Here is a 22215-nt window from a genome sequence, read left to right as displayed (position 1 = left end):
CAGCATCCCGTACGGGTTACACCCGGGCCCGCGCCAGCTGCCGGGACTGGGCGACCAGCCGGTCCTCGCTGTCCCACACCTCGGCGTCCTCCTCCAGGAAGCCGCCGGCCAGGTTGCGGGTGGTGATGGACACGCGCAGCGGGCCGGGGGCCGGGCGGCGGCGGACGTGCACGGTGAGTTCGACCGTGGGCACCCAGCCGGAGATGCCGAGCTCGAAGGCGGTGGGCGGCAGCGCGTCCACCGCGAGCAGCAGGGAGAGGGGGTCGGCGTCGCGGCCGTCCTTGAGGCCGAACCAGGCCCGCATCTCGCCCTTGCCGGAGGGCGCGCCGAGCGCCCAGCCGAGGGTGGCGGGGTCGAGCTTGAGCATCAGCCGGTCGGTGATCGCGGAGCTGCCGGGGACCGGGGCCGGGGCGTCGTCGGGGCCGAAGCACTGCTCGATCGGCGGGATCGCGGGCGGCTTCGCCGTCGTCCGGACGTCGTCGGGCAGGGCGCCGAGGTCGCCGTAGGAGGCGAGGACGCGGATGCGCTCGACCTCATTGCCGTGGTCGTCGTACTGGAGGAGGGAGGCCTGGCCGGTGGAGAGGGTGCGGCCGGTGCGCACCACGTCCGTGCGGACGACCGCGGGGCCCGGCTGGGAGGCGGTCAGGTAGTGCGCGGAGATGGTGAACGGGTCGGGGTGCGGCAGGGCGTCCGCGAGGGCCCGACCCAGGACGGCGAGCAGGTAGCCGCCGTTGACGGCGTTGATGATGGTCCAGCCGGCGGAGAGGTCGATGTCGTAGACGCCCTCCGCGCGGCGCGTGACGGCCGTGTCGCGGTCGAACTCGCTGTTGCCGATCGTCGCCTGGGATGCCTGAGCCATGGCGGTACCGTACAACAGAAAATTACTAAGCGGTAGCTTTGGAGGGGTCTTCCTCACGCACCGTCGACCGCCGGTTCCACGCCCGCGGCGCCCGCCAGTGGTAGCGCATCGCCAGCAGCCGCAGGACGAAGGCCGTGACGACCGCGAACCCGGAGGTGACCGTGGTCAGCGCGTCGAAGCGGATGCACAGCACCACCATCGCGGCGCCCACCATCGCCGGCACCGCGTACAGGTCGCGGTCCCAGCGCAGCAGCGACGGCACCTCGTTGGCCAGCACGTCCCGCAGCACACCGCCGCCGACCGCCGTGGCCAGGCCCAGGGCCGCGGAGGCGGTCAGACCCAGGCCGTACTCGTACGCCTTTATGGTCCCCGAGACGCAGAACAGGCCGAGCCCGGCGGCGTCGAACACGTTCACCCCGGTCTGGATGCGCTCCACCTGCGGATGGAGGAAGACGACGAGGAGCGCGGCGAGCAGGGGGGTGATGAAGTACCCCAGGTCCGTGAAGGCGGCCGGCGGTACGGCGCCGATGACCAGGTCACGGAAGAGTCCGCCGCCGAGCGCGGTGACCTCGGCGAGGACGGCGATGCCGAAGACGTCGAAGTTCTTGCGGACGGCCAGCAGCGCACCCGAGATCGCGAAGACGAAGATGCCGATCAGATCGAGGGTGTGCTGGACGGACGGGGTGAACAGTTGCTGGAGCACCCGAACATTCTGACGTGTCAAGAGGGGTGCATCCGCAGTCCCGGACGCACCCCTCCCGATCGCGCTCTGGCCCCCTAGGGGGTGTCGTTTGGATCATCCCGGCGTCGCGGGGTCTGGCACGCACATCTGCCGCGTTGTCGTCAGTCGCCGACGCGCCGCGTCGACTCCCTCCTCCGCCTTGCAGCTGCACGCACCAGACCCCGCTCGACTCGGCCAGGACACACCGTCCCTCACAACCGGGCTGATCCAAACGACAGAGCCTAGTCGTCGTCGGAGGTCTTCTCGACGGCCTTCTTCACCGCCGTCGACGTCTCCGCCGACTCCTCGAGCACCGCGTCCGGCACCAGCTCGCCCGCCTCCTTGGCGGCGGTCAGCAGGACCGTGTCCTGCGGCGCCTGGTCCTCGAAGTTCTCCGGGTGGTGGCAGGCGACCTGCTGGCCGGGGCGCAGCTCCAGCAGCGGCGGCTCGGTCGTCCTGCAGATCTCCGTCGCCTTCCAGCACCGGGTGTGGAACCGGCAGCCGCTCGGCGGGGAGATCGGCGAGGGCACGTCGCCCTTGAGCAGGATGCGCTCGCTCTTGGCGTTCTTCCGCTTCGGGTCCGGGATCGGCACCGCCGACATCAGCGCCTTGGTGTACGGGTGCATCGGCGTCTTGTAGAGCAAGTCCCGGTCGGCCAGCTCGACGATCTTGCCGAGGTACATCACCGCGATCCGGTCCGAGACGTGCCGGACCACCGACAGGTCGTGCGCGATGATCACGTACGTCAGGCCCAGCTCGTCCTGGAGGTCGTCCAGCAGGTTCACCACCTGCGCCTGGATCGACACGTCCAGCGCGGAGACCGGCTCGTCGGCCACGACCAGCTTCGGGTTCAGCGCGAGCGCGCGGGCGATGCCGATGCGCTGGCGCTGACCGCCGGAGAACTCGTGCGGGTAGCGGTTGTAGTGCTCGGGGTTGAGACCCACGACCGACAGCAGCCGCTGCACTTCCTTCTTGATGCCGCCCTCGGGCGTCACGCCCTGGAGCTTGAAGGGAGCGCCGATGATCGTGCCGATGGTGTGGCGCGGGTTCAGCGACGAGTACGGGTCCTGGAAGATCATCTGCACATCGCGGCGCAGCGGACGCATGCCCGCCACCCCGAGGTGCGTGATGTCCTGGCCCTCGAACTCCACCTTGCCGCCGGTCGGTTCCAGCAGGCGGGTGATCAGCCGGCCCATCGTCGACTTGCCGCAGCCGGACTCGCCGACGACGCCCAGCGTCTCACCGGACCGGACCTCGAAGTCGAGGCCGTCGACCGCGTGCACCGCGCCGACCTGCCGCTTGAGCAGGCCCTTCTTGATCGGGAAGTGCTTCTGCAGGCCGGTGACCTTCAGCAGCACCTCGCGCTCGGCACGGGTGCCGTCGCTCTGCGCGGGAATCGTCACCGCTTTCTCGTCACTCACAGCTTCGGCGCAATCTCTTCGGTCCAGATACGCTCCCGCTGCTCCTGCCCCATGTGGCAGGCGGCCCAGTGCCGGCTGCCGACCTCGGTCAGCTCCGGACGGACCGTGCGGGTGACGTTGTCCTTCGGCAGGTCCGCGTACGGGCAGCGCGGGTTGAAGGCGCAGCCGGACGGGACGTTGATGAGGGAGGGCGGGGAGCCCTTGACCGGGATCAGCCGCTCCTGCTGGTCGCGGTCGAGGCGCGGCATCGAGCCGAGCAGACCCCAGGTGTAGGGGTGGCGGGGCTCGTAGAACACCTTCTCGGCCGGGCCGCGCTCGACGCACCGGCCGCCGTACATCACCAGCAGGTCGTCGGCGAGCTCGGCGACGACGCCCAGGTCGTGGGTGATGATGATGACCGCCGAGCCGAACTCCTTCTGCAGATCCCGGATCAGGTCCAGGATCTGCGCCTGGACGGTGACGTCCAGGGCGGTGGTCGGCTCGTCCGCGATGAGCAGCTCCGGGTTGTTGACCAGTGACATCGCGATCATCGCGCGCTGGCGCATACCGCCGGAGAACTCGTGCGGGTAGTTGTCGACGCGCTTGTCGGGCTGCGGGATGCCCACCCGGTCGAGCATCTCGACCGCACGGCGCCTGGCGGTCTTCTTGTCGACGTCGTGGTGGATCCGGTACGCCTCCACGATCTGCTGGCCGATCGTGTAGTACGGGTGCAGCGCGGACAGCGGGTCCTGGAAGATCATCGCCATCTCGCGGCCGCGCAGCTTGCGCACCTCGTCGGCCGGGGCGGACAGCAGCTCGGTGCCGTTGAGCCAGATCTCGCCGGAGATCTGCGGCTTGCGCTTGCCGTACTGCCCGGCCGTGTGCAGGCCCATGATGCCGAGCGAGGTCACCGACTTGCCGGAGCCGGACTCGCCCACGATGCCGAGGGTCTTGCCCTTCTCCAGCTGGAAGCTGAGCCCGTCGACGGACTTCACCAGGCCGTCGTCGGTGGGGAAGTGCACCTTCAGGTCGCGCACTTCCAGGAAGGCGGTCGGCGCGGCGCCGGAGGTGGTGGGCTCGCCCACGGCCGCGCCGGTCTTGCTGAGTTCGGTCATGCGAGCCTCACTCGGGGGTCGATCACGGCGTACAGGACGTCCACCACGAGGTTGGCGATGAGCACCGCGAGAGAAGTGATCAGGGTGACACCGAGGATGACGGGCAGGTCCTGGTTCTTGATCGCGTTCAGCACGGCCTGGCCGAGGCCGGGCAGGGAGAACGTGGTCTCGGTCAGGATCGCTCCGCCGATCAGGGCGCCGAGGTCCATGCCGAGCATGGTGAGGATGGGCGTCATCGTCGAGCGCATCGCGTGCTTGCGGATGACGACCGGTTCCCGCAGGCCCTTGGCGCGGGCGGTGCGGATGTAGTCCTCGCCGAGGATCTCCAGCATGGTGGCGCGGGTGATGCGGGCGTACATCGCCGCGTAGAGGAAGGCGAGGGTGACCCAGGGCAGGATCATGCCGCCCAGCCAGCCGGTGAGGCTGTCCTCCAGGGGCACGTACTCACCGTTGATCCAGCCGAGGCCGTAGGAGAAGACCGCGAGGCTGAGCAGACCGGTGAAGTAGATGGGGAGGGAGACACCCGCCAGGGCGACGATCATCGCGCCGCGGTCCCAGAAGGTGCCCCGCTTGAGCGCGGAGAGCACACCCGCGGCGAGGCCGAAGATCAGCCACAGCACGGCCGCGCCGAGCGCCAGCCCCAGGGTCACCGGGAAGCGGTCGGTCAGCACCGGCCAGATGGCCTGTTCGCTGCGGAAGGAGTAGCCGAAGCACGGCGCGGAGCAGTGTGTGACGTCACCGCCGGCCGCGTAGGTGCGGCCCGCGAAGATGCCCTTGAAGAACTCCCAGACCTGCGAGTAGATCGGGTCGCCGAGCCCCAGCTTCACCCGCACGGCCTCGACGGCGGCGGGGTCGGCCTGCTTGCCCACGAAGCTCAGTGCGACGTCGACGCCGGCCCACTTGGGGATGAGGAAGAAGATGCTGAAGACCACCATGACGATGACCACGAGCATCACTGCGGCGGCGAACAACCGCCTGATGAGGTAAGCGAGCACAGCTAACGGCCCGCCGCGGACCGCGGGCCACCGGAGGTCTTCCGGTGGCCCGCGGTCACGCCGCGCCGGCCTTCACCTGCCTTTCGTGCCGTACGGCGGGTGTGCCGGTTACTTCGTGTTCTTCAGGCCGAGGTTGACGAAGTCGTACATACCGCTGTACGCGTCAGTGGTGTAGACGTTCGCCAGCCGGTCCGAGCGCCAGTTCAGGAACCGCTCGAAGACGAAGGGCAGGTAGTACGCGCCGTCCATCACCTTGTGGTTGATCTCCGTGGCGATCTTCGTCTTGCCGGCGTCGTCCAGCGTCTTCACGTACTCGTCGAACAGGCCGTCGATGGCCTTGTCGTTGATGAGCGCGTAGTTGTTGTTGGCGCTCTCCAGGATGTACTTGCTGTGCCACAGCGGCAGGCCGTAACCCTGGACGGACGGGAAGTCGGCGCCCCAGCCCATGATGATGATGCCGTAGCCCTTCTTCTCCACGTTGGAGGGGCTGCCGACGACGCTGGAGTTCTGGGCACCGTCGTACTGGTCGATCTCGACCTGGATGCCGACCTTCTTCAGCGACGCCTGGAGCGACTCGGCGGTGGCCACCTCGACCGGCTTGTTGTTGCGGACCGCGATGGTGGTCTTGAAGCCGTCGGGCTTGCCGCAGGCCTTCAGCTCTTCCTTGGCCTTGGCGACGTTGCCGGTCTTGTTGGCACCGGCCATCTCGTACGGGTCGTACTTCTGGCCCTCACCGCCGGGGATGCCGGGCGGCAGCATGTTGGTGCCGATGTCGCCGCCGGCGACGGGGCCGCCGCGCGCGGTCTGCAGGGAGACGTGGTCGGCGCCGTAGAGGACCGCCTTGCGGCAGTGGATGTTGTCGAACGGCTTCACGTTCTGCGCGAGGGCCGCGTAACGGATGTAGCCGGAGACCGGGTTGTCCAGGTTGTCCTTGTGCTCCTTCAGGGCGGTGGAGCGGCCCTGCGGGGACAGGCTGGTCTGGGCGAGGTCCAGGTCGTAGTCACCGGCGATGAGCCGGGCGTCCAGGTCGTTGGCGTTGGAGAAGAACTTGATCGTGATCTTGTCCGGGTACGCCTTGCGGATCGGGTCCGAGTCCTGCTTCCACTCGGTGTTGCGGACCAGCGTCAGGTCCTTACCCGGGTTGTACGACTCGAACTTGTACGGGCCGGAGGAGAACGGGTGCAGGCCGTACTTGGACTTGGTGTCCTTGTCCTGGCGGACCGGGGACGCGGAGATCAGCGCCAGCATCTCCTCGAAGTCCGAGTTGGCCTTCGGAAGCTTGAAGACGATGGTCTTGTCGTTCGGCGTCTCGATCGCCTTCAGACCCAGCTTGTCCGCGGACTTGTCCTTGTACGGGCCCTTGTACTCACCCTTGGGGTCGAGCACCTCCTTGAGGTACGTCGGACCGCCGGAGAGCACGTCCTGCGCCCAGACACGCTCGATGCCGTACTTGACGTCCTTGGAGGTGATCGGCTTGCCGTCCTCCCAGGTGATGCCGTCACGCAGGGTGTACGTGTAGGTCTTGCCGTCGTCGCTGATCTTGGCGAGACCGGTGGCGAGGTCCGGGGTCAGCTCGGCGCCGGCCTTGCCGGGCTCCGTCTTGTTCGTGACGAGCTGGCGGCTGTAGTAGCGCGAGAAGTTCCACATGAAGCCGTAGTAGCCACGCGTGGTGTCCCACGAGTCGGCGTCCTGGGCGCTGGCGAACTTCAGCGTGCCGCCCTTCTTGGCCAGGTCGGCCTGGGCAACCTTGTTGTTCGCGGCGTCGAAGCCGGCCGCGCCGTTCTTCCCGCCCTTGTCGCCGTTGCCACCGCCGCCGCCGCCGCACGCCGCCGTGGTCAGCAGCCCGGCGACCACGACGGCAGCGGCCATGGCCTGCTTGCGCCGCCCTGAGGTGCGTTGGGTAGTCACGATCTCGGATCCTCCGGAATTGATGAGAGACCCCGTGCCTTGCGCCACGGGTCGCTTGGGGTACGGCAGTTCAGCGGGAGCCCTTCGGGTCCAGCGCGTCGCGCACGCCGTCGCCGAAGAGGTTGAAGGCAAGAACGGTGATGAAGATCGCCACGCCCGGGATCACCATGTACATGGGATCCGACTCGTAGTAGTCGAGCGCGCTCGAAAGCATCTGCCCCCAGGAGGCCGTGGGCGGCTTGACGCCCACGCCCAGGAAGCTGAGTGCCGCCTCGGTGAGGATGTTGGTGGGAATCATCATCGTCGTGTACACGATGATGGGCGCGACCAGGTTGGGCAGCAGCTCCTTGAACAGGATGTAGAACCGCCCGGCGCCCAGCGACCGGGCCGCCTCGACGTACTCGCGCTCACGCAGCGAGAGCGTCTGGCCGCGCACCACGCGTCCGATGTAGGGCCAGCCGAAGAAGCCGATGACCAGGATCATCACGAACAGGCGCACGCCGGTGCCGGTCAGCCCCAGCATCTCGTTCGGCATGACGGAGACCAGCGCGATGATGAACAGCAGCTGGGGGAAGGCCAGCAGACCGTCCATCACCCGGCTGATGACGGTGTCCACCCAGCCGCCGAAGAAGCCGGCGAGGATGCCGAGGACGGTGCCGAGGACGACGGCGACGATCGCCGACAGGAAGCCGACGAGCAGGGAGATCCGGGCGCCGTAGACGATCCGGGCGAAGATGTCGCGGCCGTTGACCGGTTCGACGCCCAGCCAGTGCTCGCCGCTGATGCCGCCGAGCGAGCCGACCGGCGTGCCGAACAGCGGGTCGATGAGGTCCTCGTGGTGAGCCTCGGGGTCCTGCCCGACCAGGCTGGTGATCACCGGCGCGAGCACGGCGACCAGGATCAGGAACAGCACCACGATGCCGCCCGCGAGGGCCAGTTTGTCGCGCTTGAGCCGCTCCCAGGCGATCCGCCCCAGGGAGCGCCCCTGTACGGCCTTCGCGCCGCCCGCCGGCGTCGCTTCCTCGGCCGCACTCGGAGCCGCTTCCGCGGTCGGCTCGTGCAATGGTGCCGTCATCTGGCAGGGACCCCTCTCAACCGGCGGTAGCCGGCCCGCACTTGCCGCTGTAGCGGCGTGATCAGTCCGTCTTACACAGGGCGAACACCCGGGCGAACACCCCTTGGTGCGGGAGTCTTCAACGCTTTGGCGATCTGTTGCCAGACTTGGCGGTGAATGGATGCGTAACCGTGATGCTGTCTGCCGGGTTCCGTTATCCGAACACTTCGTAACGCGGGCCGGACGGTGACCAGTTGGGACAACGGGGACAAAGTGGCTGCTTCCGCCCCACGTCTACGCGCGCAGAGACGGCCCTGGCCGGAACCTGACCGGCATCCGGACGAGCCCCGGATGAGCCCCGGACGGCATCCGGCCAAGCTCAGGACGACGGTCAGTAACGGCCCTGCACCGGCGGCACCGGCGGATAGCCGTAGCCGGCGACCGGGGCCTGCGCGGGGGCGGCGTGCGCCTCGCGGTCGTAGAACGGGCGGGCGTTGGCGCGCAGCCACATCGCGACCGGGTCGTACCCGTCGGACATGGCGACCGTCGACACCGGCAGCCCGTCCGGCACGGCGCCGATGGACTGCTGCATCATCGCGCGTACCGAGTCCACGGCGGCCGGCGAGGTGTCGTACACATCCAGGCCGATGGCGAGATACGGCGCCCCCAGCGCGGGCTGCACCCAGGCCCGGCGCAGCGAGCGGACGGCCGGGGTGCGGTGGGCGTTCTGGGTGAGCAGGGCGTAGAACGCGGGGATCTCGATGGTCGGCTCGGCGAGCCGCAGCGGGCCGGCGGGCTGGCGGTCCAGGCCGGTCGCGATACGGCGCAGATCGAGCCAGGGGATGCCGACGCCGCCGCCCGGGGCGTGCGGGTTCAGCCAGAGGCCGTAGTGGTCGGGGTAGAGGGTGCGGGCCACGTCGAGGCCGTCGACCACTTCGTAACTGCGGTTCCAGCCGCTCGCGGACAGCTCCTGGGCGGAGGTCACGCAGGGGGCGTAGCCGTGGCCGTCGACCTCCATGTTCCCGTACTGGGCGTCGGGGCTGCCGGCCTGGCCGTGCCACAGCAGCATCCAGACCTGGCCGGAGGAGGGGGTGGCGAGGGTGCGCAGCAGTGCCTCGTAGGCGTCGTAGCGTCCGGGCGTGACCTGGCGCAGCATGTGCTCGACCTGGCCTGTGGCGGCCGTGCCAGCGCTCACTTTTCAACGCCCCTTCGTACAACGCCCTCTTTTTGAGCCGTGACCCTAGCTTAAGGGTGCCCGGGGAGTCCGGCCTTGCCTCGGGTCGGCTCATCCACCCCGCGTGTAGAAGGGCCGTACCCTCTCCCGCATCCAGTGGCCCACCGGGTCCTCCGCCACGTCCAGGAGGATCAGGTTGACGGGCCATGGGGCCGGGGTGCGGCCGAGGGCCCGGCCCAGGGCGTCGAGGGGGAGGGTGCGGGCGTCGCCCTCCCAGTGGGAGAGTTCGACGCCGACGAACATGACGGGGTCGGCGGTCTCGATGGCGGCGAGGCAGCGGCGGGCCGTCAGGACGACGCCGGTGCCGTCGAACTCGGCGGAGGCGGCGGAGAGGAAGTCGACCGGGTCGTCCTGCCAGTCGGGCTCGTAGAGGCGGACCCGGCCGCCGCTCGCGGGCCCGTCGAGCGGGGTGCGGCCGGTGCGGCAGAGTTCCGCGACGGCGGGCGGGGGCAGCGGGATGCCGACCACACCGCCGGGGTTCACGGCGATGCCGACCTGCGGGGGCAGACCGCGGGCGAACTCGACGGCGGGGGCGATGGTGTACGACATGTGGGCGCCGGCGATCTGGCGGAGCTGTTCCTCGGAGCTGAACACCGGGACGTAGGCCTGGCCGTCGATCTCCATGCCGGGCAGGTCGAGGGGGCCGCTGTCCGGGCCGCCGCCGTTGGGCAGCGGTATCCAGAGGAAGCTGCGGCCGAGGACCTCGACGATGCGGCCGCCGGCCGCCGGGCCCGCGCCGAGGGAGGCGGACAGCACCTCCTCCAGCTCGTTGCCGGGCCAGCCGCCGTGCGGCTGGGGGTGGGTCTGTGCCGGGAAGTCCGCGGAGAAGTCCGCCGGGAAGTCCATCTGCCTACCGCCTGCTTCGTGCCACTGCTGTGACCGCACAGGTTATCGGCTTCCCCTTCGGCCGTCCGCGTGCGTGTGCCGTCAGCCGGTGAAGCCGATGTGCTTCAGCGCGTTCGCCGCGTCCCGGTCGAGCAGCACCGCCGAGCCGCAGCCGCCGGGCAGCCGGCCCCGCTCCACCGCGCGCAGCAGGCGGGCGGCGGCGCGGCGGTGGCGCAGGAACGCGTACCGCGAGACGCCGCGGCCGCGGGCGCGCTGGCCGGCCAGGGCCTGCTCGGCGGTGACGTCGAGCAGCAGCAGGTGCAGGGTGCCGCCGCGGCGGCGGGCCTCCCGGGCCAGCCAGCGGCGCACCCAGGCCTGCGTACCGCAGTCGTGGACGACGACGCCCTCGCCGACGCGCAGGGCGCGGCGCAGCCCGGCGTAGTGGGCGAGGCGGACCAGGGGGCGGTAGACCGCGTACGGCAGGAAGCGGGGCGCGCGGTGGTCCCAGCGGTCGCGGGTGTCCTGGGAGTCGACGCGCCGGGCGTCGCGCACCGTGCGCCGCATCAGGGTCGACTTGCCGCTGCCGGGGAGGCCGGTGACCACGGCCAGGTCCCTGGGGCCGAAGAGCAGGGCGCGCGGGCTGCGGCCGGCGCGCTCCCGCAGGTCGCGGACGACGGGGGACGGCAGCGGGGCGCACGCCGGTCCGGCCGGGACGGCCGGCTGCCGGGGCATCGCGATGCCGGTGGTGGTCGCGTACGCCCTGGTCCTGTTCACCGTGATCGTCCTCCCTGGGGGCGGTTCACGAGCTTCCATCCCCGCCGAGTGTAAAGAGAAGGTAATGCTCCATGTCTGCGTTTTCGTACCCGTAGCGCCACAGCCCGGTTACGGATGCGGCCCTGCCGCGATCCGGCACGGCGTGCAATGATGTGGCCGCCAACTGCATACCGGCCGTTTGAATCCGCGCGGGAGAGTCCCCGGCAGTCGTGTCGCCGGGGCGCCGAAGGAGCAAGTCCCTCCCTTGAATCTCTCAGGCCCCGTTACCGCGCGGGCGAGGCACATCTGAAAAGCGGGCCGCCGGCTGGCGGCTCCACCCAAGGTGCAAGCCGTGACTACCCCGCGTGGGGGTCTCGGCGAACCTCTCAGGTTCCGATGACAGATGGGGAGGACCTTTCCTCGCCCGTCATGCGTTCATGCCCTGGGAGACGACCGACCGATGAGCAGTACCGCCCCCTCAGAGAAGCGCCGCACCGCGCTCGATGCCCTGCATCGGTCGCTGGGCGCGACGATGACCGACTTCGCCGGCTGGGACATGCCGCTGCGCTACGGCTCCGAGCGTGACGAGCACAACGCCGTGCGCACCAAGGCCGGGCTCTTCGACCTCTCGCACATGGGCGAGATCACCGTCACCGGCCCGCAGGCCGCGCGGCTGCTGAACCACGCCCTGGTCGGCAACATCGCCTCCGTCGGCGTGGGCCGGGCCCGCTACACCATGATCTGCCAGGAGGACGGCGGCATCCTGGACGACCTGATCGTCTACCGCCTGGCCGAGACCGAGTACATGGTCGTCGCGAACGCCTCCAACGCCCAGGTGGTGCTGGACGCGCTGACCGGGCGGGCGGCCGGCTTCGACGCCGAGGTGCGCGACGACCGGGACGCGTACGCGCTGATCGCCGTGCAGGGCCCGGAGTCCCCGGGGATCCTCAAGGGCCTCACCGACGCCGACCTGGACGGCCTGAAGTACTACGCGGGGCTGCCCGGCACCGTCGCCGGCGTCCCGGCGCTGATCGCCCGCACGGGCTACACCGGCGAGGACGGCTTCGAGCTGTTCGTGAAGCCGGAGCACGCCGTGCGGCTGTGGCAGGCGCTGACCGAGGCGGGCGAGGGCGCCGGCCTGGTCCCGTGCGGGCTGTCCTGCCGGGACACCCTGCGCCTGGAGGCGGGCATGCCGCTGTACGGGCATGAGCTGTCGACCTCCCTGACCCCCTTCGACGCCGGGCTCGGCCGGGTGGTCAAGTTCGACAAGGAGGGCGACTTCGTGGGCCGCGAGGCGCTCGCCGAGGCCGCCGCGCGCGCCGAGCAGAACCCGCCGCGCGTCCTCGTCGGCCTGGTCGCCGAGGGCCGCCGCGTGCCGCGCGCCGGTTACCCGGTGGTCGCCGGCGGCGAGGTGATCGGCGAGGTCACCTCCGGCGCGCCCTCCCCGACGCTGGGCAAGCCGATCGCCATGGCCTACGTCGACGCCGCGCACGCGGCGCCGGGCACGCCGGGAGTCGGCGTGGACATCCGGGGCAGTCACGAGCCGTACGAGGTCGTCGCGCTCCCCTTCTACAAGCGCCAGAAGTAGCCCCCGGCGGGGCGACACACGTGACCCCGCGCACATTCGGGCTGCTCACGCATGGTTTCGGCAGTCCCCCATTCATCAGCACTCCCCCGCGTACAGGAGAATTCAGGCCATGAGCAACCCCCAGCAGCTGCGCTACAGCAAGGAGCACGAGTGGCTGTCGGCCGCCGAGGACGGCGTCGCGACGGTCGGCATCACCGAGTTCGCGGCCAACGCGCTCGGCGATGTCGTCTACGCCCAGCTCCCGGACGTCGGCTCCCAGGTGACCGCGGGCGAGACCTGCGGCGAGCTGGAGTCGACCAAGTCCGTCAGCGACCTGTACTCCCCCGTCACCGGTGAGATCACCGAGATCAACGAGGACGTCGTCAACGACCCGTCGCTGGTGAACTCCGCGCCCTTCGAGGGCGGCTGGCTGTTCAAGGTGCGGATCGCACAGGAGCCGGCCGACCTGCTCTCCGCCGACGAGTACGCCGCCCACACCGCCGGCTGAGGAGCCCGCCCCCGATGACTGTCCTGAACACGCCCCTGCACGAACTCGACCCGGACATCGCCGCCGCGGTCGACGCCGAGCTGCGCCGCCAGCAGTCCACGCTGGAGATGATCGCCTCCGAGAACTTCGCCCCGCTGGCGGTCATGGAGGCGCAGGGCTCGGTCCTCACCAACAAGTACGCCGAGGGCTACCCGGGCCGCCGCTACTACGGCGGCTGTGAGCACGTCGACGTCGCCGAGCAGATCGCGATCGACCGGATCAAGGAGCTGTTCGGCGCCGAGTACGCCAATGTGCAGCCGCACTCGGGCGCCTCCGCCAACCAGGCGGCGCTCTTCGCCCTCGCCCAGCCCGGCGACACGATCCTGGGCCTGGACCTGGCGCACGGCGGCCACCTCACCCACGGCATGCGGCTGAACTTCTCCGGCAAGCAGTTCGACGTGGTCGCCTACCACGTGGACGACTCCGGCCTGGTCGACATGGCCGAGGTCGAGCGGCTCGCCAAGGAGCACCGCCCGAAGGTGATCATCGCCGGCTGGTCGGCGTACCCGCGGCAGCTGGACTTCGCCGAGTTCCGCCGGATCGCCGACGAGGTCGGGGCCTACCTGTGGGTCGACATGGCGCACTTCGCGGGCCTGGTCGCGGCCGGTCTCCACCCGAACCCGGTGGAGTACGCGGACGTGGTGACGTCCACCACGCACAAGACGCTGGGCGGCCCGCGCGGCGGCATCATCCTGGCGAAGCAGGACTTCGCCAAGAAGCTGAACTCCTCCGTCTTCCCGGGCTTCCAGGGCGGCCCCCTGGAGCACGTGATCGCGGCCAAGGCGGTCTCCTTCAAGATCGCCGCCTCGGACGACTTCAAGGAGCGCCAGCGCCGTACAGTGGAAGGCGCGCGGATCCTCGCCGAGCGGCTGACCGCGCCGGACGCCCGCGAGGCCGGGATCAACGTCCTGACCGGCGGCACCGACGTCCACCTCATCCTGGTCGACCTGCGCGACTCGGAGCTGGACGGCCGGCAGGCGGAGGACCGGCTCCACGAGGTCGGCATCACCGTCAACCGCAACGCCGTCCCCAACGACCCGCGGCCGCCGATGGTGACGTCCGGTCTGCGGATCGGCACGCCCGCCCTCGCCACCCGCGGCTTCACGGCCGAGGACTTCGCGGAGGTCGCGGACGTGATCGCGGAAGCGCTGAAGCCGTCCTGCGACGTCGAGGCGCTCAAGTCCAGGGTCACCGCCCTGGCGGATAAGCACCCGCTCTACCCGAGCGTCGGCAAGTAAGCACCACCCCGTGCGGGGCACCCCACCGGGTGCCCCGCCACCACCCGCATTGAGGAGTCTGACGTGGCCATCTCGGTCTTCGACCTGTTCTCGATCGGCATCGGCCCGTCCAGCTCCCACACGGTCGGCCCGATGCGCGCCGCGCGCATGTTCGCCCGCCGGCTGCGGGGCGAGGAGCTGCTGGGCTCGGTCGCCTCGGTCCGCACCGAGCTGTACGGCTCGCTGGGCGCCACCGGCCACGGCCACGGCACACCCAAGGCGGTGCTGCTCGGCCTGGAGGGCGACTCGCCGCGCACGGTGGACGTGGAGACCGCCGACGAGCGGGTGGAGCGGATCAAGGAGTCGGGCCGTATCCGTCTCCTCGGCGAGCGCGAGATCGCGTTCTCCTTCGACGACGACCTGGTCCTGCACCGCCGCAAGACCCTGCCCTACCACGCCAACGGCATGACGCTGTGGGCGTACGACGCGGCCGGCGCCGAGCTGCTGAGCAAGACGTACTACTCGGTGGGCGGCGGCTTCGTCGTCGACGAGGACGCGGTCGGCGCGGACCGGATCAAGCTCGACGACACGGTCCTCAAGTACCCCTTCCGCACCGGCGACGAGCTGCTGCGTCTGACCAAGGAGACCGGCCTGTCGATCTCCGCCCTGATGCTGGAGAACGAGCGGGCCTGGCGGACCGAGGAGGAGATCCGCGCGGGCCTGCTGGAGATCTGGCGGGTCATGCGGGAGTGCGTGGAGCGCGGCATGTCCCGCGAGGGCATCCTGCCGGGCGGGCTGCGGGTGAAGCGGCGGGCCGCGAACACCGCGCGCAAACTGCGCTCCGAGGGCGACCCGCAGGCCCTCGCGATGGAGTGGATCACGCTCTACGCGATGGCCGTGAACGAGGAGAACGCGGCGGGCGGCCGGGTCGTGACCGCCCCGACCAACGGCGCGGCCGGCATCATCCCGGCGGTCCTGCACTACTACATCAACTTCGTGCCCGGCGCCGACGAGGAGGGCGTGGTGCGCTTCCTGCTCGCCGCCGGCGCCATCGGCATGCTCTTCAAGGAGAACGCCTCCATCTCCGGCGCCGAGGTCGGCTGCCAGGGCGAGGTCGGCTCCGCCTGCTCCATGGCGGCGGGCGCGCTCGCGGAGGTGCTGGGCGGCAGCCCGGAGCAGGTGGAGAACGCCGCCGAGATCGGCATGGAGCACAACCTGGGCCTGACCTGCGACCCGGTCGGCGGCCTGGTCCAGATCCCGTGCATCGAGCGCAACGGCATGGCCGCGGTGAAGGCGGTCACGGCGGCCCGTATGGCGATGCGCGGCGACGGCTCCCACAAGGTGTCCCTCGACAAGGTCATCAAGACGATGAAGGACACCGGCGCGGACATGTCGGTCAAGTACAAGGAGACGGCCCGGGGCGGGCTGGCGGTCAACATCATCGAGTGCTGACGCGTGGATACCCTGTCCGTATGGGCGGGATGATCGCTGCGGTCAGCAGCAACGACACGTACTCCTTCTCCAAGCCGAACCGCCCGGGCATCACGCTCGTCGCCGGTCTCGGCGTGGCGGGTGACGTGCACGCGGGCAGCACGGTGAAGCACCGGTTCCGGATGAAGCGGGACCCGTCGCAGCCGAACCTGCGCCAGGTGCACCTCATCCACGAGGAGCTGTTCGCGGAGGTCCGGGCCGCCGGTTTCGAGGTCGCCGCCGGGCAGCTCGGGGAGAACGTGACCACGCGGGGGATCGATCTGCTCGGCCTGCCCACCGGGACGCGGCTCCGCCTCGGCGACGAGGCGGTGGTCGAGGTGACCGGGCTGCGCAACCCGTGCGCGCAGATCGACGGGTTCCAGAAGGGCCTGATGAAGCAGGTCGTCGGACGGAACGCCGACGGCTCGCCGCGCTTCAAGGCCGGGATCATGAGTGTCGTGCTCAGCGGCGGCGTGGTGCGGCCCGGTGACCCGGTGCGGGTCGAGTTGCCGGACGGGCCGCACGTACCGCTGAGCGTCGTCTGAGCCGCCGGTGAACCCCCCGGTCAGACCGTGACCACGATCTTCCCCGTGTGCCGGTTGGACTCCATCAGACGGTGGGCGTCCTGGATGCGGTCCAGGCCGTCGAAGACCTCGGCGACGACCGGACGCAGGGTGCCGTCGGCGAGGCCGGAGGCCAGGTAGCGGCTGGTGCGGCGGCGGCCGTCGGCGCTGCCGCTCATGGCGAGGTTGTTGTAACCGTGCACGGTCAGCGGCCAGTTCATCGGCAGTTCGATGGGCAGCCGGTCCAGCCAGCCGTAGCTGACCAGGGTGCCGCCCTCGACGACCGCGTCGCCCAGCTCGCGGAAGCCGGCGCCGCCGATCGCGTCGAAGACCACCTCGGCGCCGCGCCCGCCGGTGACCCGCCGGGTCTCCTTGGCGATGTCCTCGCCGCCGGTGACGATCACGTGCTCGGCACCCAGGTCGAGCAGCTGCCGCCGCTTGTCCTCGGTGCGGGTGGTGGCGATGGGGACGGCGCCGGCCCGGCGGGCGACCTGGATCGCGGCGGTGCCGGTGCCGCTGGACGCGCCGGTGATCAGCACGTGGTCCCCGGCGGCGAGTCCCGCCGTGCGGACCAGCGCGCCGTACGCCGTGGAGTAACCGACCCAGACGGCGGCCGCGACGACCGGGTCGACGTCGGCCGGGCGGGCCACGACGCGGTCCTCGGGCAGCAGGATCCGGTCGGCGTGGACGCCCTGGGAGCCGAGGTCGATGTCACCGGCCGCCATCACCGGGTCCCCCGGCGCGAAGGCGGTCACGCCGGGGCCGACCGCGGCGACCGTCCCGGCGGCCTCGTAACCGTTGCGGGAGGCGGGCAGGGTGGGCTGGTAGAAGTAGCGGCCCGCGCGGAAGAGCGCCTCGGCGCGGTTGAGGGCGATCGCGGCGACGTCGATCAGCACCTCGCCGGGGCCGGGGTCGGGCAGCCGGGTCTCCTCGACGCGCAGGACCTCGGGGCCGCCGATCTCGTGAAAGAGCACAGTACGTGCGGTGGTTGGCATGCCGTCGACGCTATGGCCGCCGTACGAGACGATCCATGTCCGCCTGTCTCGATTTCCTGTCCGTTCGTCTTCGGGTACGGCGTGACGGCTACGGTACGGACATGGACGTACTCAGTGACGCCGTCGCCGCGATGCGCACCGGGCATCCGCATTCCACGCGCAACGACAAGCACGCGCCCTGGGGCATGCGCTTCGAGGCGTCGAACGGGGCGGGGTTCCACGTGGTGCTGCGCGGGTCGGCCTGGCTGATCCCCGCGGAGGGCGAGCCGGTCGCCCTGGGGCCCGGCGACGTGGCGTTCCTGGCGCACGGGCGCGGGCACGCGCTGGCCAGCGGTCTGGACGTACCGCTGGAGGAGGTACGGCTGGACGCGGACGGCCGCTGGCCGGAACCCGAACCCCCGTCCCGCGCGGAGGGGCCTGAGCCGGACACGGTCATGCTGTGCGGGGCGTACACCCTGGACCGCTCCCGCGCGCATCCGCTGCTGACCGAACTGCCGGAGGTGGTGCATCTGCCGGCCCGCGTCGGCGCGCACCGCTCGCTGCGGGCCGCGGTGGAACTGCTCGGCGAGGAGCTCCAGGAGTCCCGGCCGGGCTCGGCGACGATCGTCACCTCGCTGCTGGACACCCTGCTGCTGTACATCCTGCGGGCCTGGTGGCAGGACGGGCACCGGAGCGCGAAGGGGCGCCCGACGGGCTGGGCGGCGGCGCTCGCCGATCCGGCGGTCGGCGCGGCGCTGCACGCCATCCACGGCGATCCGGCGCACCCGTGGACGGTGGAGGAGCTGGGCGCGCGCGGCGGCCTGTCGCGGGCGGCGTTCGCCCGCCGGTTCACCGCGCTGGTGGGCGAACCGCCGCTGACGTATCTGACGTGGTGGCGGATGACCACGGCCGGGCGGCTGCTGCGCGCCGACGAGACCCCGCTCCGGCTGGTCGCCCAGCGCGCCGGCTACACCTCGGAGTTCGCCTTCGCCAAGGCGTTCAAGCGGGAGTTCGGGGTGGCGCCGGGGCAGTTCCGGCGCCGGGTCTCCTGAGCGCCGGTCAGTTGTCGAACCAGACCACGAGCCGGACGTCGTCAGCCCCGTAGAGACCGGCGAGGGTGCGCATCACCGACCACACCGGCGCCCAGCGTTCGTCCTCCCACGCCGCCTCGCGGCGGGTCGGCGCCTCGTCGCTCCCACCCCGCTCGTCCCAGTCGGCGGCCTCCAGTTCGGCCCAGGTGATCCAGGACGCGCTGTGGGCGTCCGGACCCCATTCGCCGTGTTCCCTGCGGGTCGGGGTGGACGCGTCCTCCGGGAGGCCGCGGTCGGCGGCGAGCGGACGGAACTCCCAGCCGTTGCGGACGCCGAAGAGGCAGCCGAAGGAGGCGTAGCCGCGGCCCATGTAGAGCAGATCGAGGTTGATCGCGCAGTCCCACTCGTCCTCGTCGTACTCCCACGCGCCGCTGCCGGAGCGGCACTCCACCCGGCCGTGTATGTCACATCCCATGGCGGGATCCTCCCGACCGGGCCGGTTCTCGGCCACTCATTTACCGGCGCCTGCCGCCAGCAGCTGAAGCGTCTGCTCCAGTTCCCGCCGCAGCACGTCCGCCGCCGTGTCCGCGTCTTCGTCCTCGATGGCCCGGACGAGTGCCGCGTGGCTGCCGTCGCCGGTGTCCGGGTCGTTGTCGCGCAGTCCGGTGAGGGCGAGGAGGCCGGTCAGGCCCTCGCGCAGAGCCGGGGTGAACTCGTCGAACAGGGCGGACAGCAGCGGGTTGCGGGCGGCGGCGACCGCGGCCGCGTGCAGGGCGATATCGGCGTCGACGAAGGCGCCGTCGTCGGCCGTGGCGGCGGCGCGGCGGCCGGCCAGGGCGGTGTGCAGCGCCTCGACGTCCTCGGGGGTGCGGCGCCGCGCGGCGAGCCGGACCGCGTGCACCTCGACGGCCATGCGGACGTCGTAGACGTCGGTGACGGCGGCGCGGCGCAGCCGGGTGGCCCAGTCCTCGACGGGCTCGGTGGCGACGACGAAGACTCCGGCGCCCTGCCGGGGCCGCACCAGCCCGGCGCCGGCCAGGGCGCGCAGCGCCTCGCGGACGGTGGAGCGGCCGACGCCGAGCTGCTGGGCGAGGGCGGTCTCGGCGGGCAGTCTGGCGCCCACCGGCCAGGTGCCGTCGGCGATCTGCGCGCGCAGGCGTTCCGCGGCCTGTTCGACCAGGGGGCTGGGACGGAGCGGGCCGGTCGGCATCGACGGTTCACCAACTTGTCTGAGGAGTTCGCGGGGTTTCCGCGAAAACAACTTGTCTGAGGACCTGAGGGGTGACTAGCGTACCCGGCATGACGCTCTGCGGTCTCCTTCTCCTCGGCTGCCGCGGCGGGGCCTGACGCGACCGGCACCCCGCCGCGGGGCGCCGTGCCGCCGGTCACCGTCCGAGACCGAGCCGAAGGCCCAGCAGACGATGACCACCACCCTGACCACCCCCTGGAACCCGCAACGCCCCGGCCCCATGCCGTACCACCGCTACCGCCCCTTCGACGAGCGGGTGACCGTACCGGCGGGCGACCGGCACTGGCCCTCCGCCCGCATCGAACGCGCGCCCCTCTGGGTCCCCGTCGACCTGCGCGACGGCAACCAGGCGCTCGCCGAGCCGATGGACACCCCGCGCAAGCGCCGCTTCTTCGACCTGCTGGTCGGGACGGGCTTCAAGGAGATCGAGGTCGGCTATCCCTCCGCGAGCCGCACGGACTTCGACTTCGTCCGCCATCTGGTGACCGACGGGGCCGTGCCGGACGACGTGACGCCGGTGGTGTTCACGCCCGCGCGGCCGGAGCTGATCGACCGCACCTTCGAGGCGGTCGAGGGGCTGCCCCGCGCGGTCGTCCACCTGTACATCGCGACCTCGCCGGTGTGGCGGGACGTCGTCCTCGGCCGCGACCGGGACGAGGTGTGGCGGACCGTGCGGGCGGCGGCCGAGCGCATGGCCCGCCGGGCGGACGGCTCGTCGTCGTACGTCCGCTTCCAGTTTTCCCCCGAGACCTTCAACCTGACCGAGCCGGACTTCGTCCTGGAGCTGTGCGACGGACTCACCGAGCTGTGGGACGCGAGCCCCGACCGCCCGGTGACGCACAACCTGCCCGCGACCGTCGAGATCGCCACCCCCAACGTCTACGCCGACCAGATCGAGTACCTGCACCGGCATCTCGCCCGCCGCGACTCGGTGATCCTCTCCGTGCACCCGCACAACGACCGCGGCACCGGCGTCGCCTGCGCCGAACTCGCGGTGCTGGCCGGGGCGCAGCGCGTGGAGGGCTGCCTGTTCGGCAACGGGGAGCGCACCGGAAACGTCGACCTGGTGACGCTCGCGCTGAACCTGTACACGCAGGGCGTCGACCCGATGCTCGACTTCCGGGACGTCGACGCGGTGCGGGAGACGGTGGAGCACTGCAACCGGCTGCCGGTGCACCCCCGCCACCCGTACGCCGGCGACCTGGTCCACACCGCGTTCTCCGGCACCCACCAGGACGCCATCGGCAAGGGCCTCGCCCATCACGCGCGGCGGGCCGCCGAACTGGGGGTGCCGGAGCGGCTGGCGCCGTGGGACGTGCCGTACCTGCCCGTCGACCCGGCCGATCTGGGCCGTTCCTACGAGGCGGTGATCCGCGTCAACTCGCAGTCCGGCAAGGGCGGGGTGGCGTATCTGCTGCACACGCACGCGGGCCTGGAGCTGCCGCCGCGGATGCGGCCCGACTTCGCGCGGGTCGTGCAGGAGGCCACCGACGACAGCGGCCGGGAGGCCACCCCGAAGGAGCTGTACGAGCTGTTCCGGGCGACCTACCTCGCGGCGGGCGGGGTACGGCTCGACGCCTGGTCCACCCACCAGGAGGCGCCCGGCGTCCACCGCTTCGTCTGTACCCTGGCCACCGGACCCGACGAGCGCACCGGCGACTACGAGGGCACCGGCACCAGCCCCCTGACCGCCTTCGCCGACGCCCTCGCCGGGGCCGGGCACACCGTCGCCGTGCTCGGCCTCACCGAGCAGCCGGTCGAGGACGGGGTCGCCGTCTACGCCGAGTGCCGGGTCGACGGCGGCCCGCCGGTGTGGGGCGCGGGCCGGGACGCCTCGCCCCTGGCCGCCGCCGTCCAGGCGGTGCTGTCCGCGGTGAACCGGGCGGGCCTGCGGTGACGGAGGTCCTGCGCGCCCACGACGTCCATGTGGTCCGGGACGGGCGGCCCCTCCTCCAGGAGGTGTCCCTCACCGTCCGGGCCGGCGAACACTGGGCGCTGCTCGGCGCGAACGGCGCCGGCAAGTCGACGCTGCTCGGCCTGCTCGGGGCCCGCGTCCACCCGACCCGCGGCACGGTGGAGGTGCTGGGCCACCGCCTGGGCCGCGTCGACCTGCGGGAACTGCGGGCGTACGTCGGCCATGTCGACCCGCGTCATCCGCTGGCCGAGCCGCTGCGGGTGCGAGACGTGGTGCTGACCGGGGTGACCAACTCGGTGGCGCCGCCGCCCCGGTGGCGTCCGACGGCCGAGCAGTCGCGGCGCGCCGACCGGCTCATCCGGACGCTGGGGCTGGCGGACCACCGCGACGCCCGCTGGCCCACCCTCTCGCAGGGGCAGCGCGGGAGGGCGCTGATCGCGCGGGCGCTGATGCCGGAGCCGCGGCTGCTGCTTCTGGACGAGCCGGCCACCGGTCTCGACCTGCCGGGCCGGGAGCGGCTGATCGGCGCGCTGGACGAGCTGCGCCGGGACCGTCCCCGGCTGGCGACGGTCCTCGTCACCCATCACCTGGAGGAGCTGCCGCCCGGCACCACGCACGCGCTGCTGCTGCGCGAGGGCCGGGCGCTGGCCGCCGGTCCGGTGGCCGACGTGCTCACCGGTGACGCGGTCGGCAAGTGCTTCGACCTGCCGCTGTCCCTGGACCGGCACGACGGCCGCTGGAGCGTGCGGATCACCGGCCCCGTCCGGGCATGACGAAGGGGCGCCCGCATCCCGGGTCCGGGATGCGGGCGCCCCCGC

21 protein-coding genes and 2 riboswitches are annotated in these 22215 nt (G+C 71.4%); of the genes, 8 read left to right on the top strand and 13 right to left on the bottom strand.

Going from position 1 to position 22215, the window contains the following annotated elements; all coding sequences use genetic code 11:
* Positions 1 to 16 precede the first annotated feature (16 nt).
* The 10 genes from AMK31_RS15235 to AMK31_RS15185 all read right to left on the bottom strand — a co-directional run bounded on the left by AMK31_RS15235 (position 17) and on the right by AMK31_RS15185 (position 10885).
* Entirely contained in the window at positions 17 to 859 is an 843-nt protein-coding gene (locus AMK31_RS15235) for a thioesterase family protein (protein WP_073941287.1), read from the bottom strand.
* 25 nt (positions 860 to 884) lie between these two features.
* Complete coding sequence (locus AMK31_RS15230) at positions 885 to 1562, bottom strand: trimeric intracellular cation channel family protein (protein ID WP_073941055.1); 678 nt, start codon at positions 1560 to 1562, stop codon at positions 885 to 887.
* Positions 1563 to 1822: 260 nt separating this feature from the next.
* A complete protein-coding gene (locus AMK31_RS15220) occupies positions 1823 to 3001 on the bottom strand; it encodes an ABC transporter ATP-binding protein (RefSeq protein ID WP_073941054.1) in 1179 nt (392 codons plus the stop codon).
* Complete coding sequence (locus AMK31_RS15215; protein ID WP_073941053.1) at positions 2998 to 4095, bottom strand: ABC transporter ATP-binding protein; 1098 nt, start codon at positions 4093 to 4095, stop codon at positions 2998 to 3000. Before AMK31_RS15215 ends, AMK31_RS15220 begins: the two co-directional genes overlap by 4 nt.
* Positions 4092 to 5090 (bottom strand): ABC transporter permease, encoded by a 999-nt coding sequence (locus tag AMK31_RS15210; protein WP_073941052.1) that lies wholly within the window; start codon positions 5088 to 5090, stop codon positions 4092 to 4094. Before AMK31_RS15210 ends, AMK31_RS15215 begins: the two co-directional genes overlap by 4 nt.
* A gap of 108 nt (positions 5091 to 5198) precedes the next feature.
* On the bottom strand, positions 5199 to 6998 hold the full coding sequence (locus tag AMK31_RS15205) for an ABC transporter substrate-binding protein (protein ID WP_073941051.1): 1800 nt from the start codon (positions 6996 to 6998) through the stop codon (positions 5199 to 5201).
* 70 nt (positions 6999 to 7068) lie between these two features.
* Positions 7069 to 8073 carry an ABC transporter permease gene (locus AMK31_RS15200; protein WP_073941050.1) on the bottom strand — a complete coding sequence of 335 codons (1005 nt, stop codon included), beginning with the start codon at positions 8071 to 8073 and terminating at the stop codon, positions 7069 to 7071.
* 370 nt (positions 8074 to 8443) lie between these two features.
* Positions 8444 to 9208: an enhanced serine sensitivity protein SseB C-terminal domain-containing protein gene (locus AMK31_RS15195; RefSeq protein WP_073941049.1), complete on the bottom strand. Its 765-nt coding sequence runs from the start codon at positions 9206 to 9208 to the stop codon at positions 8444 to 8446.
* A 129-nt stretch (positions 9209 to 9337) separates the two neighbouring features.
* Positions 9338 to 10132, bottom strand: coding sequence for an enhanced serine sensitivity protein SseB (locus AMK31_RS15190; RefSeq protein WP_073941048.1), 795 nt, complete (start codon positions 10130 to 10132; stop codon positions 9338 to 9340).
* 81 nt (positions 10133 to 10213) lie between these two features.
* Complete coding sequence (locus AMK31_RS15185; RefSeq protein ID WP_073941047.1) at positions 10214 to 10885, bottom strand: AAA family ATPase; 672 nt, start codon at positions 10883 to 10885, stop codon at positions 10214 to 10216.
* A 179-nt stretch (positions 10886 to 11064) separates the two neighbouring features.
* Positions 11065 to 11164: riboswitch (glycine riboswitch) on the top strand.
* Positions 11165 to 11277, top strand: a riboswitch (glycine riboswitch). It begins immediately after the preceding riboswitch.
* A 47-nt stretch (positions 11278 to 11324) separates the two neighbouring features.
* On the opposite strand from AMK31_RS15185, the gene gcvT reads away from it, so the two are divergent.
* The 5 genes from gcvT to AMK31_RS15160 all read left to right on the top strand — a co-directional run bounded on the left by gcvT (position 11325) and on the right by AMK31_RS15160 (position 16210).
* On the top strand, positions 11325 to 12452 hold the full coding sequence (gene gcvT, locus AMK31_RS15180) for a glycine cleavage system aminomethyltransferase GcvT (protein WP_073941046.1): 1128 nt from the start codon (positions 11325 to 11327) through the stop codon (positions 12450 to 12452).
* A gap of 109 nt (positions 12453 to 12561) precedes the next feature.
* On the top strand, positions 12562 to 12939 hold the full coding sequence (gene gcvH, locus AMK31_RS15175; protein ID WP_073941045.1) for a glycine cleavage system protein GcvH: 378 nt from the start codon (positions 12562 to 12564) through the stop codon (positions 12937 to 12939).
* Between the two features lie 14 nt (positions 12940 to 12953).
* Positions 12954 to 14216, top strand: coding sequence for a serine hydroxymethyltransferase (gene glyA / locus AMK31_RS15170; RefSeq protein WP_073941044.1), 1263 nt, complete (start codon positions 12954 to 12956; stop codon positions 14214 to 14216).
* A 63-nt stretch (positions 14217 to 14279) separates the two neighbouring features.
* Entirely contained in the window at positions 14280 to 15647 is a 1368-nt protein-coding gene (locus AMK31_RS15165; RefSeq protein ID WP_073941043.1) for an L-serine ammonia-lyase, read from the top strand.
* Between the two features lie 20 nt (positions 15648 to 15667).
* Positions 15668 to 16210 carry an MOSC domain-containing protein gene (locus AMK31_RS15160; RefSeq protein WP_073941042.1) on the top strand — a complete coding sequence of 181 codons (543 nt, stop codon included), beginning with the start codon at positions 15668 to 15670 and terminating at the stop codon, positions 16208 to 16210.
* Between the two features lie 20 nt (positions 16211 to 16230).
* Here the strand turns inward: AMK31_RS15160 and AMK31_RS15155 are convergent, their stop codons facing one another.
* A complete protein-coding gene (locus tag AMK31_RS15155; protein WP_073941041.1) occupies positions 16231 to 17223 on the bottom strand; it encodes a zinc-dependent alcohol dehydrogenase family protein in 993 nt (330 codons plus the stop codon).
* Positions 17224 to 17324: 101 nt separating this feature from the next.
* On the opposite strand from AMK31_RS15155, the gene AMK31_RS15150 reads away from it, so the two are divergent.
* A complete protein-coding gene (locus AMK31_RS15150) occupies positions 17325 to 18254 on the top strand; it encodes an AraC family transcriptional regulator (RefSeq protein WP_073941040.1) in 930 nt (309 codons plus the stop codon).
* Between the two features lie 7 nt (positions 18255 to 18261).
* On the opposite strand, the gene AMK31_RS15145 is transcribed toward AMK31_RS15150, so the two are convergent.
* Both AMK31_RS15145 and AMK31_RS15140 read right to left on the bottom strand, forming a co-directional pair.
* Positions 18262 to 18708 (bottom strand): hypothetical protein, encoded by a 447-nt coding sequence (locus AMK31_RS15145; protein WP_073941039.1) that lies wholly within the window; start codon positions 18706 to 18708, stop codon positions 18262 to 18264.
* Between the two features lie 36 nt (positions 18709 to 18744).
* Complete coding sequence (locus tag AMK31_RS15140) at positions 18745 to 19443, bottom strand: FadR/GntR family transcriptional regulator (protein WP_073941038.1); 699 nt, start codon at positions 19441 to 19443, stop codon at positions 18745 to 18747.
* A 211-nt stretch (positions 19444 to 19654) separates the two neighbouring features.
* On the opposite strand from AMK31_RS15140, the gene AMK31_RS15135 reads away from it, so the two are divergent.
* The gene (locus AMK31_RS15135; RefSeq protein ID WP_073941037.1) at positions 19655 to 21379 is read left to right on the top strand and encodes a 2-isopropylmalate synthase; all 1725 of its coding nucleotides are present in this window, start codon (positions 19655 to 19657) and stop codon (positions 21377 to 21379) included.
* A complete protein-coding gene (locus AMK31_RS15130; RefSeq protein ID WP_073941036.1) occupies positions 21376 to 22170 on the top strand; it encodes an ABC transporter ATP-binding protein in 795 nt (264 codons plus the stop codon). Before AMK31_RS15135 ends, AMK31_RS15130 begins: the two co-directional genes overlap by 4 nt.
* Positions 22171 to 22215 lie beyond the last annotated feature (45 nt).

Source organism: Streptomyces sp. TSRI0107 (assembly GCF_001905845.1).
Classification (GTDB): Bacteria; Actinomycetota; Actinomycetes; order Streptomycetales; family Streptomycetaceae; genus Streptomyces.
The sequence above is the reverse complement of the archived record's forward strand: the minus strand, read 5'-3'. Positions and strand labels throughout refer to the sequence as shown.

What these genes read in the sequence shown, in the direction of transcription:
- glyA (WP_073941044.1), top strand. Translation starts at nt 12,954, where the DNA reads ATGACTGTCCTGAACACGCCCCTGCACGAACTCGACCCGGACATCGCC.
- AMK31_RS15235 (WP_073941287.1), bottom strand. Translation starts at nt 859, where the DNA reads ATGGCTCAGGCATCCCAGGCGACGATCGGCAACAGCGAGTTCGACCGC.
- gcvH (WP_073941045.1), top strand. Translation starts at nt 12,562, where the DNA reads ATGAGCAACCCCCAGCAGCTGCGCTACAGCAAGGAGCACGAGTGGCTG.
- AMK31_RS15190 (WP_073941048.1), bottom strand. Translation starts at nt 10,132, where the DNA reads ATGGACTTCCCGGCGGACTTCTCCGCGGACTTCCCGGCACAGACCCAC.
- AMK31_RS15140 (WP_073941038.1), bottom strand. Translation starts at nt 19,443, where the DNA reads ATGCCGACCGGCCCGCTCCGTCCCAGCCCCCTGGTCGAACAGGCCGCG.
- AMK31_RS15155 (WP_073941041.1), bottom strand. Translation starts at nt 17,223, where the DNA reads ATGCCAACCACCGCACGTACTGTGCTCTTTCACGAGATCGGCGGCCCC.
- AMK31_RS15145 (WP_073941039.1), bottom strand. Translation starts at nt 18,708, where the DNA reads ATGGGATGTGACATACACGGCCGGGTGGAGTGCCGCTCCGGCAGCGGC.
- AMK31_RS15135 (WP_073941037.1), top strand. Translation starts at nt 19,655, where the DNA reads ATGACCACCACCCTGACCACCCCCTGGAACCCGCAACGCCCCGGCCCC.
- AMK31_RS15195 (WP_073941049.1), bottom strand. Translation starts at nt 9,208, where the DNA reads ATGCTGCGCCAGGTCACGCCCGGACGCTACGACGCCTACGAGGCACTG.
- gcvT (WP_073941046.1), top strand. Translation starts at nt 11,325, where the DNA reads ATGAGCAGTACCGCCCCCTCAGAGAAGCGCCGCACCGCGCTCGATGCC.
- AMK31_RS15160 (WP_073941042.1), top strand. Translation starts at nt 15,668, where the DNA reads ATGGGCGGGATGATCGCTGCGGTCAGCAGCAACGACACGTACTCCTTC.
- AMK31_RS15150 (WP_073941040.1), top strand. Translation starts at nt 17,325, where the DNA reads ATGGACGTACTCAGTGACGCCGTCGCCGCGATGCGCACCGGGCATCCG.
- AMK31_RS15200 (WP_073941050.1), bottom strand. Translation starts at nt 8,073, where the DNA reads ATGACGGCACCATTGCACGAGCCGACCGCGGAAGCGGCTCCGAGTGCG.
- AMK31_RS15215 (WP_073941053.1), bottom strand. Translation starts at nt 4,095, where the DNA reads ATGACCGAACTCAGCAAGACCGGCGCGGCCGTGGGCGAGCCCACCACC.